The sequence below is a fragment of the Maribacter stanieri genome (genome assembly GCF_900112245.1).
GTDB classification, from domain to species: domain Bacteria; phylum Bacteroidota; class Bacteroidia; order Flavobacteriales; family Flavobacteriaceae; genus Maribacter; species Maribacter stanieri.
In genome coordinates this window covers 361,439-376,423 of sequence record NZ_FOYX01000002.1, presented here as the reverse complement: position 1 = coordinate 376,423, position 14,985 = coordinate 361,439, and the positions used below count along the sequence as shown (strand labels likewise).

At 35.5% G+C, this 14,985-nt stretch carries 7 protein-coding genes; 1 reads left to right on the top strand and 6 read right to left on the bottom strand.

Translation table 11 applies throughout. The features are described from left to right. Positions 1-36: 36 nt before the first annotated feature. From BM296_RS12125 to BM296_RS12105, 5 genes are all read right to left on the bottom strand, one after another. Positions 37-1,848 (bottom strand): acyl-CoA dehydrogenase FadE, encoded by a 1,812-nt coding sequence (locus BM296_RS12125; protein ID WP_091903261.1) that lies wholly within the window; start codon positions 1,846-1,848, stop codon positions 37-39. Positions 1,849-1,923: 75 nt separating this feature from the next. Then, the gene (locus BM296_RS12120; RefSeq protein WP_091903260.1) at positions 1,924-3,114 is read right to left on the bottom strand and encodes an acetyl-CoA C-acyltransferase; all 1,191 of its coding nucleotides are present in this window, start codon (positions 3,112-3,114) and stop codon (positions 1,924-1,926) included. Positions 3,115-3,210: 96 nt separating this feature from the next. Beyond that, positions 3,211-5,616, bottom strand: a complete 2,406-nt coding sequence (locus BM296_RS12115; RefSeq protein ID WP_091903259.1) for a 3-hydroxyacyl-CoA dehydrogenase/enoyl-CoA hydratase family protein — start codon at positions 5,614-5,616, stop codon at positions 3,211-3,213. 33 nt (positions 5,617-5,649) lie between these two features. After that, positions 5,650-6,081, bottom strand: a complete 432-nt coding sequence (locus BM296_RS12110; protein ID WP_027067374.1) for a MarR family winged helix-turn-helix transcriptional regulator — start codon at positions 6,079-6,081, stop codon at positions 5,650-5,652. Positions 6,082-6,399: 318 nt separating this feature from the next. Next, positions 6,400-8,172, bottom strand: a complete 1,773-nt coding sequence (locus tag BM296_RS12105) for an AMP-dependent synthetase/ligase (protein WP_091903258.1) — start codon at positions 8,170-8,172, stop codon at positions 6,400-6,402. A gap of 257 nt (positions 8,173-8,429) precedes the next feature. Here BM296_RS12105 and BM296_RS12100 point away from each other — a divergent pair, with 257 nt between their 5' ends. Further along, positions 8,430-11,027: a DUF6923 family protein gene (locus BM296_RS12100; RefSeq protein ID WP_091903257.1), complete on the top strand. Its 2,598-nt coding sequence runs from the start codon at positions 8,430-8,432 to the stop codon at positions 11,025-11,027. A gap of 83 nt (positions 11,028-11,110) precedes the next feature. Here BM296_RS12100 and purL read toward each other — a convergent pair whose 3' ends face one another. Continuing rightward, entirely contained in the window at positions 11,111-14,833 is a 3,723-nt protein-coding gene (gene purL, locus BM296_RS12095; RefSeq protein ID WP_091903256.1) for a phosphoribosylformylglycinamidine synthase, read from the bottom strand. Positions 14,834-14,985 lie beyond the last annotated feature (152 nt).

The window sequence follows — 14,985 nt, the reverse complement described above, 5'->3', positions numbered from 1 at the left end:
GTATTCAAGTTACCAAACAACAAAAGGTAATCTGAATTAGTCAAAGGTGTACCCGTTGTCAGCTGAAACCTTATCGGCAATTTGTGTGCGCAATGCAACAATATTAGGGTAATTAGTATATTTTGTGAAACGTTTAAGTCCCATTAACATCATTCTTTGCTCATCACCTTCGGCAAAAGAAACGATTGCTTCTTTACCTCTTCTGATGATAGTTTCTGTAGCATTGAATAAGTATAATCTTGACATAGCAATTTGCGTAGCCTGTGCTTCTTCGCCAAAACGTTTAGCATTTTTCTCTGTACGTAACAAAGCAGATTCTGCCATGTATACTTCAATAAGAATATCTGAAGCTGCTAACATTAATTGTTGATGATTTTCTAACTCAGGACCAAATTTCTGAACTGCAGAACCGGCAACCATCAAGAAAACCTTCTTAAGTCTTTTTAAGATGTCTTTTTCCTCTGCAAATAATTCTGAAAAATCAGGAGCGTCAAAAGAAGGAATACCCATTAATTCTTCGCCAACAGCAGTTGCAGGGCCTAAAAGATCCACATGACCTTTCATTGCTTTTTTAACTAGCATACCTACTGCTAACATTCTATTGATTTCGTTAGTACCTTCATAAATACGGGCAATTCTTGAATCTCTCCAAGCAGATTCCATAGGTGTATCTGCACTAAAGCCCATTCCACCAAAAATCTGAATACCTTCATCAGTAGTATTTTGACAATCTTCTGATACGGCTACCTTAAGAATAGAACATTCTATAGCGTATTCCTCAACACCTTTTAATTCAGCTTCCTGATGTGTATTACCTTCAGCTTCACGAATAGCGATGCGGTCTTCTATATTTTTGGCGGCACGGTAACTTGCAGATTCATCAACATAAACACTAGTGGCCATTTCTGCAATTTTAGACTTAATTGCACCAAAATTAATTATAGGAGTTTTGAACTGAATACGTTCATTGGCATATTTAGTTGCCTCGCCAATAACTCTTCTCTGTGCATCTAAACAAGCAGCAGCTAATTTAATACGACCCACATTTAAGGCGTTCATTGCAATCTTGAATCCGTTTCCTCTTGTAGAAAGCATATTTTCTACAGAAACTTTAGTTTCGTTAAAGAAAACCTGACGAGTAGAAGAGGAATGGATACCTAATTTCTTTTCTTCATCACCTAATGTTATGCCATTGCTTGGGTCGTTTTCAACTATGAAACCTGTAATATTCTTGTCATCTTCGATACGGGCAAAAACGATAAACAAATTACAGAATCCTGCATTTGAAATCCACATTTTCTGTCCTGTAATATTATAAAATTTACCATCTTCAGAAAGAACGGCTTTAGTTTTTCCTGAATTTGCATCAGAACCAGCACCTGGCTCAGTAAGGCAGTAAGCGCCAAACCATTCTCCAGAAGCTAATTTTGGAACATATTTTTGTTTTTGTTCTTCAGTACCATAAAGTGTAATTGGCATAGTTCCAATTCCTGTATGTGCACCAAAAGCAGTACTGAAAGAACCAGTAGCACCTGAAATATAATCACATACCAACATAGTAGAAACAAAACCCATTCCCATACCACCATAAGATTCCGGTACGGCAACACTTAATAGACCTAATTCACCAGCTTTACGCATGGTTTCTTCGGTAAAAGCATAGTCTTTCTTTTCAAAACGTTCCCAATGTGCCCAAAGTTCTCTGTCAACGAATTCCTTGGTGCTTTCACGCATCATGCGTTGTTCTTCATTTAAATCTTCTAGTGTGAAAACATCTTCACAATTGGTTTCTTTAACAAGGAATTGACCTCCTCTAAGAATATCTTTATTTGCAGCTTCTGTACTCATGTTGTTAATAGTGTTTAGTATAAAATGTTTGGTATAAAGCATTTAGATAATACTAAATACCAACTAATAATAATGTTATTTTAAAAATTCAAATATTCCGGCAGCACCTTGTCCAGTACCTACACACATGGTTACCATACCGTATTGTCCTTGCATGTTTCTCTTTCTCATTTCATCAAATAGCTGAACAGATAATTTAGCACCTGTACAACCTAATGGGTGACCTAAAGCAATTGCGCCACCATTTACGTTAACGATATCTTGGTTAAGATTTAATTCTCTCATAACGGCCAATGATTGAGAAGCAAATGCTTCATTTAATTCAATCAAATTGATGTCATCTTGTTTTAAACCAGCTTGTTTTAAAGCTTTTGGAATTGCAGCAACCGGACCAATACCCATAATTCTTGGAGGTACACCGGCAGCGGCATAATTTACTAAACGAGCAATAGGTTCAAGATTTAATTCTTTTACCATGTCTTCGCTCATTACCATTACAAAAGCAGCACCATCGCTCATTTGTGATGAATTACCTGCTGTTACACTACCACCGGCAGCAAATACAGGTCTAAGCTTATTTAAAATGGCTGTTGAAGTTCCTGCTCTTGGACCTTCATCTTTGTTGACCGTATATTTTTTAGTCGCTTTTTTACCATCTGCACCAACGTAGGTTTCTTCAACTTCAATAGGTACTATTTGATCTTGAAAACGATCTTCAGCTTGTGCACGAAGTGCTTTCATATGAGAATTATAAGCGAACTCATCTTGATCCTCACGAGAAACATTAAATTCATTTGCTACAGCTTCTGCCGTATTTCCCATTCCCCAATAGTAATCTTCATGACCGGCTTTAACTACATCATAATTTAATTCCGTTTTATAACCTGTCATAGGAACAGAACTCATACTTTCAGCACCACCTGCAATAATACAATCTGCCATTCCCGACTGAATTTTTGCTGTTGCTATACCAATTGTTTCTATACCCGAAGAACAGAATCTATTTACTGTTACACCGGGAACATCAACAATATCAAGTCCCATTAAAGAAATTAGACGTGCCATGTTCAAACCTTGTGAACCTTCTGGCATTGCGTTACCCACAATTACATCATCAATTCGTTTTTTGTCTAAATTCGGCAACTCCTTCATCATGTATTGAATGGTTTCCGCTGCCAACTCATCGGTACGCTTAAATCTAAAGACCCCTTTCGGAGCTTTCCCTACCGCTGTTCTATATGCTTTAACTATATATGCTGTTTTCATTTTTAATCTTGCTTTTGGCTTTCAGCTTTTGGCTGCTAGCATTTAATTGTTGTTAAGTTAAGACTGCCATTAACTAAGGGCTAATAGCTTCGTAAATTAATTACGTAACGGTTTTCCGGTTTTCAACATATGTTGAATTCTTTCTAAGGTCTTTCTTTCTGTACAAAGTGAAAGGAAGGCTTCTCTCTCTAAATCCAACAAGTATTGTTCGTTTACTAATGTTGGTTCAGATAAATCACCACCGGCCATTACATAGGCAAGTTTATTAGCAATTTTCTTATCATGTTCACTTATGTAATGACTAGCTTCCATAGAATCTGTACCTACTAAGAACATACCCAACGCTTGCTTACCTAAAACTTTAATGTCTGAACGTTTAACTGGTTGCGTGTAACCTTGCTCTGCCATTAATTTTGCATAAGCTTTGGCAGTAGCTATTTGACGGTCTTTATTAACAACAACGACATCTTTACCATGTTGTAAAATACCTAAATCAAATGCTTCATAAGCCGAAGTGGATACTTTTGCCATACCAATGGTTAAAAAGTATTCTTGCAAGACATTTAATTCTACATCATTCTTTTTGAAAGTATCTTGAGCACGTACGGCAAATTCTTTAGAACCACCACCGCCAGGAATAACCCCAACGCCAAATTCAACAAGACCAATGTACGTTTCAGCAGCGGCAACCACCATATCTGCATGTAAGGACAATTCACATCCACCACCCAGTGTCATGCCGTGTGGGGCAGAAACAGTTGGAATTGAAGAGTAACGCATACGCATCATTGTATCCTGAAACATTTTAATAGCCATATTAAGCTCATCATATTCCTGCTCAACCGCCATCATAAAAATCATACCGATGTTTGCTCCAACAGAGAAGTTCGCGGCTTGGTTACCAACAACCAATCCTTGAAAATCTTTTTCGGCCATATCGATAGCCTTATTTAATCCTGCTAAAACATCACCACCGATAGTGTTCATTTTAGACTGGAACTCCACATTTAAAATACCATCGCCTAAATCTTCAACAACAACACCGCTGTTTTTAAATACTTCTTTAGATTTTCTAATGTTATCTAAAATGATAAATGAATCTTGCCCAGGAATTTTTTCCATGGATTTCGATGGAATATCGTAGAAATATGTGCTTCCTTCTTTTACGGTATAAAAAGAATCTTTACCACTAGCTTTCATATCTTGAACCCAAGCAGCAACTTCTAACCCTTCTGCCTTGATAAATTCAAGACCTTTTTCTAAACCAACGGCATCCCATATCTGGAAAGGACCATGTTCCCAGCCAAAACCGGCTTTCATAGCATCGTCAATTTTATAAAGCTCATCTGTAATTTCAGGTATTCTATGAGAAACGTAAGCGAACAATTGTCCGAAACTCTTACGGTAGAATTCACCAGCTTTATCTTTTCCGCCAACTAAAACAGAAAAACGATCAACAACCTTGTCAATTGTTTTCGTTAACTCTAAAGTGGCAAATTTCGCACTCTTTTTAGAACGATAATCCATCGTATCTAAATCAAGTGTCAATATTTCTGTTTTACCTTTATCGTCCTTAGATTTTTTGTAAAATCCTTGACCTGTTTTACTTCCTAACCATTTATTTTCCATCATAGTGTCGATGAAACCTGGTAGTTTAAACAAATCGTGACGCTCATCGTCAGAACAATTATCGTAGATTCCATTAGCAACATGTACCAAAGTATCTAAACCAACCACATCAACAGTTCTAAATGTAGCAGACTTAGGTCTTCCAATTACGGGACCAGTTAACTTGTCTACTTCTTCAACTGTCATATCCATATCCTTAACCATGTGGAAAAGGCTTTGAATACTGAATATTCCTATTCTATTGCCAATAAAAGCAGGCGTATCTTTAGCAACTACAGATGTTTTTCCTAAATACTTTTCACCATATCCATTTAAAAAACTTAAAACATCAGCATCCGTTTTTGGACCAGGAATGATTTCAAAAAGTTTTAAATAACGAGCTGGGTTAAAAAAGTGGGTACCACAAAAATGTTTTTGGAAATCTTCACTTCTTCCTTCAGACATAAATTTGATAGGAATACCTGAAGTGTTAGAGGTAATAAGTGTACCCGGAGTACGGTACTTTTCTAAGTTTTCAAAAACTTGTTTCTTGATATCTAAACGTTCAACAACAACCTCAATGATCCAATCTACTTTAGATACTTTAGAAATATCATCTTCCATATTACCAGTTGTAATACGGTTAGCAAATTTTTGGTGGTAAATAGGTGATGGTTTAGATTTTAACGCTGCCGCTAAAGAATCATTAACCATTCTATTACGAACAACCTTGTCTTGTAAGGTTAGACCTTTTGCTTTTTCTTTGTCGTTAAGTTCTCTAGGAACAATATCTAACAATAAAACCTCTACGCCAATATTTGCAAAATGACAGGCTATACCGCTACCCATAATTCCTGAACCAATTACCGCTACTTTTTTAATGTGCTTGTTCATGTACTTTATGCTGTATTAATTTGATAAGTTGTATTAATATAATTTCTTGTCTGCAATTAATTTATTGATGGCATCTGTTACTTCAAAAAAGTTCGCTAATTTCTCTTCAGAAACCTCTTCTTTAACCGCCTCATTAAATCTTAGAACTGTATTTTTTGAATCGTTTCGTTTCTCTAATCCAAAATCAGTTAAATAAATAAGAACACCTCTGCCATCATTTGGATTTGGTTTTCTTAAAATTAAACCTTTCTGCTCCATGCTTTTCAAAATCCTAGAAAGACTAGTAGCTTCCATTCCCATTTTTGGACCTAATGAAGTTGAAGGTGTACCAGTTTTTGGATCAATGCTCAATAAAGTAAAGCCAACAGCCATAGTAGAATCAAAATTCTTTGCTTCTTCATTATACATTCTAGCTACCGCTTGCCATGTAGCTCTCAACGCATAATCTATCGTTGCTTCTTTCATACTAAATTAGTTGGATACCAAATATAAGAAAATTTATTATGCATGCATAATAAATTAATGTAATTTTTTAGTTACTCAGGTGTTACTAAAGTAATTAAGGTAGGCTTCTTTTAAGTTCTTAGCTAAAGCTTATAATATTGTGTAGAAATATACTAGTGGTAGAATTTTATAAAATCCGAAAGTTTGTATTATTCTGATTTTAAATATTTTAATGAATAAAGACCATTAAATAAAATAAGCACTGAATAAAATATCATTGCTGAAATTCTGTCCAGTGCTTGTAACTGTTATCAAATATTTTAATTAAAACGAACAATTCTAATGTTCGTAAATATCATTATAAAGTGAAATATACTTTTCTTTAATAATTTTCCTTTTTAATTTTAAAGTAGGAGTAAGGTGACCACCTTCTATGCTCCAAGAATCTGGCGTAAGTCTAAACTGCTTCACTTTTTCCCATTTGGCAAATTTCTCGTTAGCTTCATCAATTTCTTGCTGGTATCTTGTTAATACCTGTTCGTTTCTAATTAATTGAGTATTATCAGAAATATTGATATTGTGTTTTGATGCCCATGCTTGTAGGAAATCAAAATCTGGCTGAATTAATGCGGCAGGCATTTTTTCACCTTCACCAACTACCATTATTTGCTCTATAAATCTAGATTGTTTAAAACGGTTCTCTAATAATTGAGGGGCAACATATTTACCGCCAGAGGTTTTAAACATTTCCTTTTTACGATCTGTGATTTTTAAGAATCCATCACTATCCAATTCTCCAATATCACCCGTTAGGAAATAGCCATCAACAATAACCTCTTTGGTTTTTGCTTCATCTTTATAATATCCCAACATAACTTGGGGTCCTTTAATACATATTTCTCCATCTGCAGCAATTTTCACCTCGGTTCTGTCAATAGGTTTACCAACACTACCTATTCTAAATCCGCCATCACGCATATCGTTTACAGAAATGACAGGAGATGTTTCAGATAAACCGTAGCCTTCCATTAATCCAAATTCAGCAGCATTGAAAATTCTTGATAATCTTGGCTGTAATGCGGCGCTACCAGAAGCTATTAGACTAAGATTTCCACCTAGTCCTTCTTTCCATTTACTAAAGATTAGTTTACGTGCTATGGATAATTGCGTTTCATACCACCAGCCGTTTTGACCGTATGGTTCGTATTTTAAGCCTATTTCAACAGCCCAAAAGAATAGCTTCTTTTTTATTCCCGTAAGTTCTGTTCCTTTAGCGTAAATTTTATCATATACTTTCTCTAAAAGTCTAGGAACCGCAGTCATTACATGCGGACTAGTTTCTTTTAGGTTGTCGCTTATTTTTTCAAGAGATTCTGCATAGTATATTGTTACACCTCTAAATTGGTATAGATAGATTAACATACGCTCATACACATGGCATAAGGGTAAAAAACTTAATGCCTTTGTTTCTCCATCAACAATAGGAAAACGTTTAGAACTTTCAATTGCATTGCTTACCAAATTGGAATGAGATAGCATTACACCTTTAGGTCTGCCTGTGGTGCCCGAAGTGTAAATTAAGGTTGCTAAATCGTTAGGGTTAACCGCGTTCATTAACTCTTCAACGTCATGTTGGTTTGAAGTATCGGTACCTAATTCTAAAACTTTTTCCCAATTCTCACAATTAGATAATTCATCAAAAGAATAAACATTTTCTAAACTTTTTACTTGGTCTTTAATTGCAGTAACTTTTTCATATACCTCTCCACAAGAAACAAAGCAGAATTTAGCTTCAGAATGATTAAGAACATAGGCATAATCCTCTTCTGAAATAGTAGGGTATACTGGTACATTTTGTGCACCTAACTGTAGTATGCCAATATCCATAATATTCCACTCCGTTCTATTGGTAAGTGATATTACGGCAATCTTGTCATTTGGCTTTACACCAAGACGTAAAAGACCACGACTAATAGCGTTAGCCTTGTTTATATATTCTTGAGTGGAGGTACTTATCCACGATCCATTTTTTTTTGACACCAATGCCTTATCTAAGGCATGCTTTTCTAGCTGATAATATGGAAAGTCAAAAAGACGGGTTACTTTTTGCATACTTGATTTCTAATAAGTATTGCAAAATAGCGAAAGAACTCGATATTTTAAAATTGTATTGTTAAATAAAATGCCATCTCATTACAATATCCACAATTATAGGACAACAACTTGTAAGTCCGTTATTTTAACCATTTGTCTACAATAAATTGTAATTGAACGTGTTATGTATACATCTCAATTGTTTGTAGGAAAATTCCTTATTCAATTTATTTAGGTTTGTATAAAGAATTTAAATCTTCCAAATCGTAGGAAATATGCAAAAAAACTACACGATTGTTAATTATTTACGATCTATCGCACTTATGTATTTCACATTTACAAGTTGGAACATGGATGCGCAATCAGAACCATTCAACTGCGATTTTAACGCTTATCTATTTCAATATAATGATATTTATGCCCTGGATTTAGCTTCTGGTAGTTCCTATCTTGTAGCTGAAAATATAACACCGGGCAATGTAAATGGTGTAGGGTATAATTCTACTGACGGTTTTCTATGGGGATATTTATCAACCCCATCAAGTACGATAGTGCGAATTGGAAACGATTATTCAGTTGAACAATATACTATTCCTGACTTGCCATCTGGTAACAAGTATGTTGGTGATATTTCAACAGATGGTGTTTATTATTTTAAAGCTGGTGGTTCTTCCTACTACAAAGTAGATATTAATCCAGAATCTGATACCTATTTAGAATACTTAGGAAAGTTTAGTTTAAGTCAAAGCTTATCTATTGCAGATTGGGCTTTTAACGCAGCCGATAATATGCTGTATACGGTAGAGGGCAAAACTAATACATTATATAAAATAGATCCAGAAACCGGGATTGTAAAGACCTTGGGGGTAGTTCCTATTCTTGAAGGATTAAGTTACACTTTTGGTGCCGTTTACTTTGATGTAGATGGTAATTTTTATATTTCTGCCAACCAAACTGGCTCTGTTTATAAGATTGATCAAGTTCAAAATATATCATTAGGTGTAATACAATCTAATATTTTTGCATTTGGTCCTGCAGCATCAAGTAATGATGGGGCACGTTGTCCTACGGCTCCTGTTCCGCAAGAAGATTGTTTAAATGGAGTTGACGATGATGGTGATGGGCTAGTAGATTGCGATGACCCTTCATGTTCTGGTGTTGCCGCTTGTCCTGTAATTGTAACTACTTCAAGTGCAAACAAAGGTGGTTTAGAGAGTAATGATAGATTAGCCAACTTAATAAGTAAGAGAAATTATAACAGAGCAAAAACGAACTATGTTTTTGATAAGTTAAATGCTAAAAAAATAGTAAAAAGCACTTTCTATGGATTAAGCGCTAAAACAGATGTCAATAATATTCCTTTAAATACACTGGTGCCTTTGGGTGTTGTTGGTGAAACAAGTACAATAGAATCATCTCCAAGCGATTTGTTAGATTTAACGAATGCTTCAGATATCTATTCTGTTGACTACCTAAATGGTACTGAAAATTTAGGGTCATTAATGGTTATTAAAACAGATAACAAGGTTTATGAGCATAGTAAGTTTATTTGTGATCGTTTTCTAGGAGCTCAATTGTTATCAGTTTCGAATATTCAATTACGAGAAAAAGATTTTATTAAATCAATTATTAAACAACCTGATGGTAGTCTTGAATTTGCATTGACATTTTCGGCAAGAGTAAATACAGATGAGAATTTCACAATAGAATCTCATTGGAATATTGATGCGTATGCAAGTGATACGGGGTATTATAATTTTCAAGTATGGTCAAATTCGGTAGATGATCTTTTATTACTTGCCGATGAGATCTTAAATCTATTAGAGGTTAATTCAGAAATATCACAATACAATGGGTCTACACCACCGCCCGTATTTGTTAAGTCTGCCAGTTATAAGAACGGGGAAGTTTTGTTGAACCTAGTAAATAACAATAATTCTAAAAGTATAAATTTAGAAGGAGGTTTAAAACTTACGGAAACTAGTGGTACAGAAGTTTTAGGTGTGACTGCGGATATTGATGGTTATTTAGATTCTGTTGCCTTAAAAACGGGAACATTGTTCGATTTGGGCTTTAGAATTAGCGCAGGTTTGGGCACAACACCAGATGATTTATTTGTAGCCGATGCACCATGGGGCTTAGATGATTCTGCAGAAGAAACAACTGTAGCTACTTATGAGGTATTACCTGCAGACGGTCCGTATGTTGGTGATGGCTATCCTATAGAAAGAAATATAAAGTTACAAGGCTCTACCAGTAATTACTTGGGAGTATACCGTGCTTTGAATCCAAGATTTACAGCAGTTGATTTAAGTGATTATAATAAAATAAGCTTTGAGGCGAAAGGAACAGGTAGTTTAGATGTGCAACTTATAAAGGGTGACGGTTCAATCTATAAAACTACTATCAGTTTAGAAAGTGAAATGGATGAATACACATTATCTGATACAGATTTTAAAAATGATGTAGATGCTGGTACTGATTTCTCTGATATAAAAGTACTTTCTTTTAATCTTGTTGCGGAAAATGGATATTCTGAAGATAAATCAATGGATTTACAGAATATAGATTTTCATAATCGTGAACCAGGTCAGGCTTTTGTGGATACTAATTTAAATAAATCTGTAGTATATCCAAATCCAATGTTTGAGAGTACAAGTTTATATTTTTACGAAGAAAATGCAGATAGCTATCAATTGAATATTTACTCTTTGAGCGGTAGATTACTTGGAAACCACCATATGGAGGGTGAAAGTATAGTAGGACAGAATGAAATAATTATAGAAAGAAAAGATCTATCTCCTGGATTATACTTATACAAGCTACAAAACTCTAAAGAGAAAACATGGAGCGGTAGATTATTGGTTAGATAATATGTTTTGGTTGTAAAAAAAAAAGCTGTGTACCCCAGACATGGGAGTGCACAGCTTTTGTGTTTCTCTATAGTTTAAGGTGATTATTTCTGATTAACAATCCATTCTTTAGCATTTTTAAAAGCTTCTAACCATGGAGAAACTTCGTCGTTTCTTTCTGCTGGGTAATTTGCCCAGTTCCATGGAAAAATAGAACGTTCAATATGTGGCATAGTTACTAGATGGCGACCCGTTTTATCACAAAGCATAGCGGTATTGAAATCACTACCATTAGGGTTTGCCGGATAACCTTTGTAACCATATTTAGCTACAATATCATAATTCTCTTCAGATAGTGGTAAAGCAAATTTCCCTTCACCATGAGAAATCCACACGCCAAGTTTACTTCCTTCTAAAGATGAAAGCATAACTGAATTGTTCTTTTGTATTTCTACAGAAGTAAAATTACTCTCGTGTTTATGAGAATCATTATAGGTCATTTTACCATGAGACTCGTGTTCCGGATTGATAAGGTCTAATTCCATGAACAATTGACAACCATTACAAATACCTACCGATAATGTGTCTGGTCTTGCAAAGAAGTTTTTAATAACTGTATTTGCTTTTTCATTGTACTTAATGGCACCTGCCCAGCCTTTTGCGCTACCTAGTACATCAGAGTTAGAGAACCCACCAACGGCACCTAAAAATTGAATATCCTCTAGATTCTCACGACCAGAGATTAAATCGGTCATATGAACATCCTTAACATCAAACCCTGCTAAATACATGGCATTTGCCATTTCACGCTCAGAGTTACTTCCTTTCTCTCTAAGAATCGCGGCTTTTGGTCGCGTTCCGTTTGTTGTTTCAGAACGATTAGGTAAAATAATAGCTGCAGAATTCAAGAAATTGTACTGTAAAGGTTGAACCTTATAATTCTCGAATCTATTCTTCGCTAAGCCTTTTGCGGTCTGTTGATTATCTAGTAAATATGATGTTTTAAACCAAGTATCTCGTAAAGTTTCTATGTTAAGTCCCATTTCCATACCATTATTTCTAACAGTAAGTGTAGCTTCATTTGTAACCGTACCTATTTTCTTAGCTTCAATATTTTTAGATGCAAAAATTGACTCAATGCTATCATCTTTCGCTTGCAGCACAATACCTGCATTTTCAGAGAATAAAACTTTAATTGTATCAGCTTCACCTAAACTTGTTAGGTCAAGGTTTGCGCCTAAGTTAGTGTCAGCAAAACAAAGTTCTAATAAAGTAGTAATCAAACCACCTGAAGCAACATCGTGTCCAGCAACAATTTTATCTTCTTTAATTAAATCTTGAATAGTATTGAATACTGTTTTAAAATATGCGGAGTCAGTAATTGTAGGAGTTTCGTTACCAATACTATTTCTAGTTTGTGAAAAAGATGAACCACCTAGTTTGAAACTGTCTTTAGATAAATTGATATAATAAATTGACCCAGCATTTTTCTGTAAAACTGGCTCAACTACTTTTGTAATATCACTACAATTACCGGCAGCAGAAATAACTACGGTACCTGGAGATATAACATCACCATCTTTGTATTTTTGCTTCATGGAAAGCGAATCCTTTCCTGTAGGAACGTTAATTCCTAAATCGATAGCAAAATCTGAAACTGCTTGTACAGCAGTATATAAACGGGCATCCTCTCCTTCGTTTTTACATGGCCACATCCAGTTAGCAGATAGGGAAACAGACGCTAGTCCGTCCTTAAGTGGAGCCCATACAAGATTGGTCAAAGATTCTGCAATACTATTTTTACTACCTGCGGCAGGGTCAATTAAAGCAGAAATAGGGGAGTGCCCAATACTTGTGGCAATACCTTCTTTTCCTTTGAAGTCTAAAGCCATAACACCACAATTGTTCAGAGGTAATTGTAATGGACCAACACATTGTTGTTTTGCAACACGTCCGCCCACACAACGGTCAACTTTGTTGGTAAGCCAATCTTTACTGGCTACGGCTTCCAATTGAAGAACGGCACCTAGATAATCATGGAAAAACTCTAAAGAATAATCTGCATTAGCATAATTACGAGCTATCGTGCTGTCTGTCATTACAGTTTTTGGAGAGCTGCCAAACATATCAGAAAGCGCTAAGTCCATAGGTTTTGCACCATTAGTCTTAGATTCGAACGTAAAGCGGTCATCACCAGTAACATCACCAACTTCGTACATAGGCGAGCGTTCACGGTCTGCAATTCGTTTTACTAAATCCACATCTTTTTTACCGATAACAAGACCCATGCGTTCTTGAGATTCGTTACCAATTATTTCTTTGGCAGATAGGGTAGGGTCACCTACAGGTAACTTGTCTAAATCTATTTTTCCTCCTGTTTCTTCTACTAGTTCAGACAAACAATTTAGGTGTCCGCCAGCACCATGATCATGAATAGAAACGATAGTATTTACATCACTTTCTACCATGCCACGAATAGCATTCGCAGCTCTTTTTTGCATTTCAGGATTTGAACGTTGAACAGCATTCAATTCTATTGCAGAACTAAATTCGCCCGTATCTGCACTAGAAACAGCAGCACCCCCCATACCTATTCGGTAATTGTCGCCACCAAGAATTACAATTTTGTTACCAGTTTCAGGTTTGTCTTTTATAGCTTGTTCAACTTTCCCATAACCAATACCACCAGCTTGCATGATTACTTTATCATAACCTAATCTTCGTTGACCGTGCGTAGCCGAAGTCTTATTTTCTTCTGATGAATCGAAGGGAGTTGAAGCTTCGTCATATTCAAACGTAAGTACAGAACCAGAAATTAATGGTTGACCGAATTTATTTCCAAAATCAGAAGCACCATTAGATGCTTTGATTAAAATATCCATGGGAGTTTGATACAACCAATCCCTTTCTTTCATTCCTTTTTCCCAAGGTCTTTCTTTTTCTAAACGAGAATAAGCTGTCATGTAGACAGCTGTTCCTGCTAAAGGAAGAGAGCCTTTACCACCCGCTAAACGATCACGGATTTCGCCACCTGCACCAGTTGCAGCACCATTGAAAGGCTCAACAGTAGTTGGGAAGTTATGTGTTTCCGCTTTTATGGAAATAACCGAATCAAACTCTTTTTCTTGATAAAAATCAGGTTTATCTGCTGTTTTAGGAGCAAATTGAACCACTTTTGGTCCTTTTACAAAAGCAACATTGTCTTTATATGCGGAAACTATATCGTTAGGAAACTCCTGTGATGTCTTTTTAATAAGTTTAAAAAGTGAGCTTGGCATTTCTTTACCATCAATGACAAAAGTGCCATTGAATATTTTGTGTCTACAATGTTCTGAGTTCACCTGACTAAAGCCGAATACTTCAGAGTCAGTTAATTTGCGACCTAATTTATTGCTAAGGTTTTCAAGGTAATCTACTTCCTCGTCATTTAGAGCTAATCCTTCTTGTTGATTAAAAGCGGCAATGTCCTCAATATTCAAAATAGGTTTTGGAGCTACATGAATATCAAATATCTCTTGGCTTAAAGAATCATATTTCTGAGAAATCATAGGGTCAAACCCTGTAAATTTTTCCTCAATAGCATTGAATTCTTCAATTCTAATTATGCCAGCAACACCCATATTCTGGGTAATTTCTGTAGCATTTGTACTCCATGGAGTAATCATGGCAGCTCTTGGACCAACAAAAAAGGCGTCTAGAGACGCCGCATTTATTTTAGGTTGGTTGCCAAACAACCATATAAGTTTACTTATATCTTCTGATGAAAGTTCCTTAGCGGTCTGTACCGCAAAAACCTTTTTGCTAGGTTCCCCAAAAAAGTGAATCATTATAGTGTGTCTGGTATTGATTTTTAAAGTACAAAATTAAGGTTTTACTAATTAAGATTTACGGGAAATTGAAACACTTTTAAACAGCAATTGTTAATGAAATTAGTGTGATTTTGTTTTACCTTTATCACCAAAAATAATTAAGTTATATA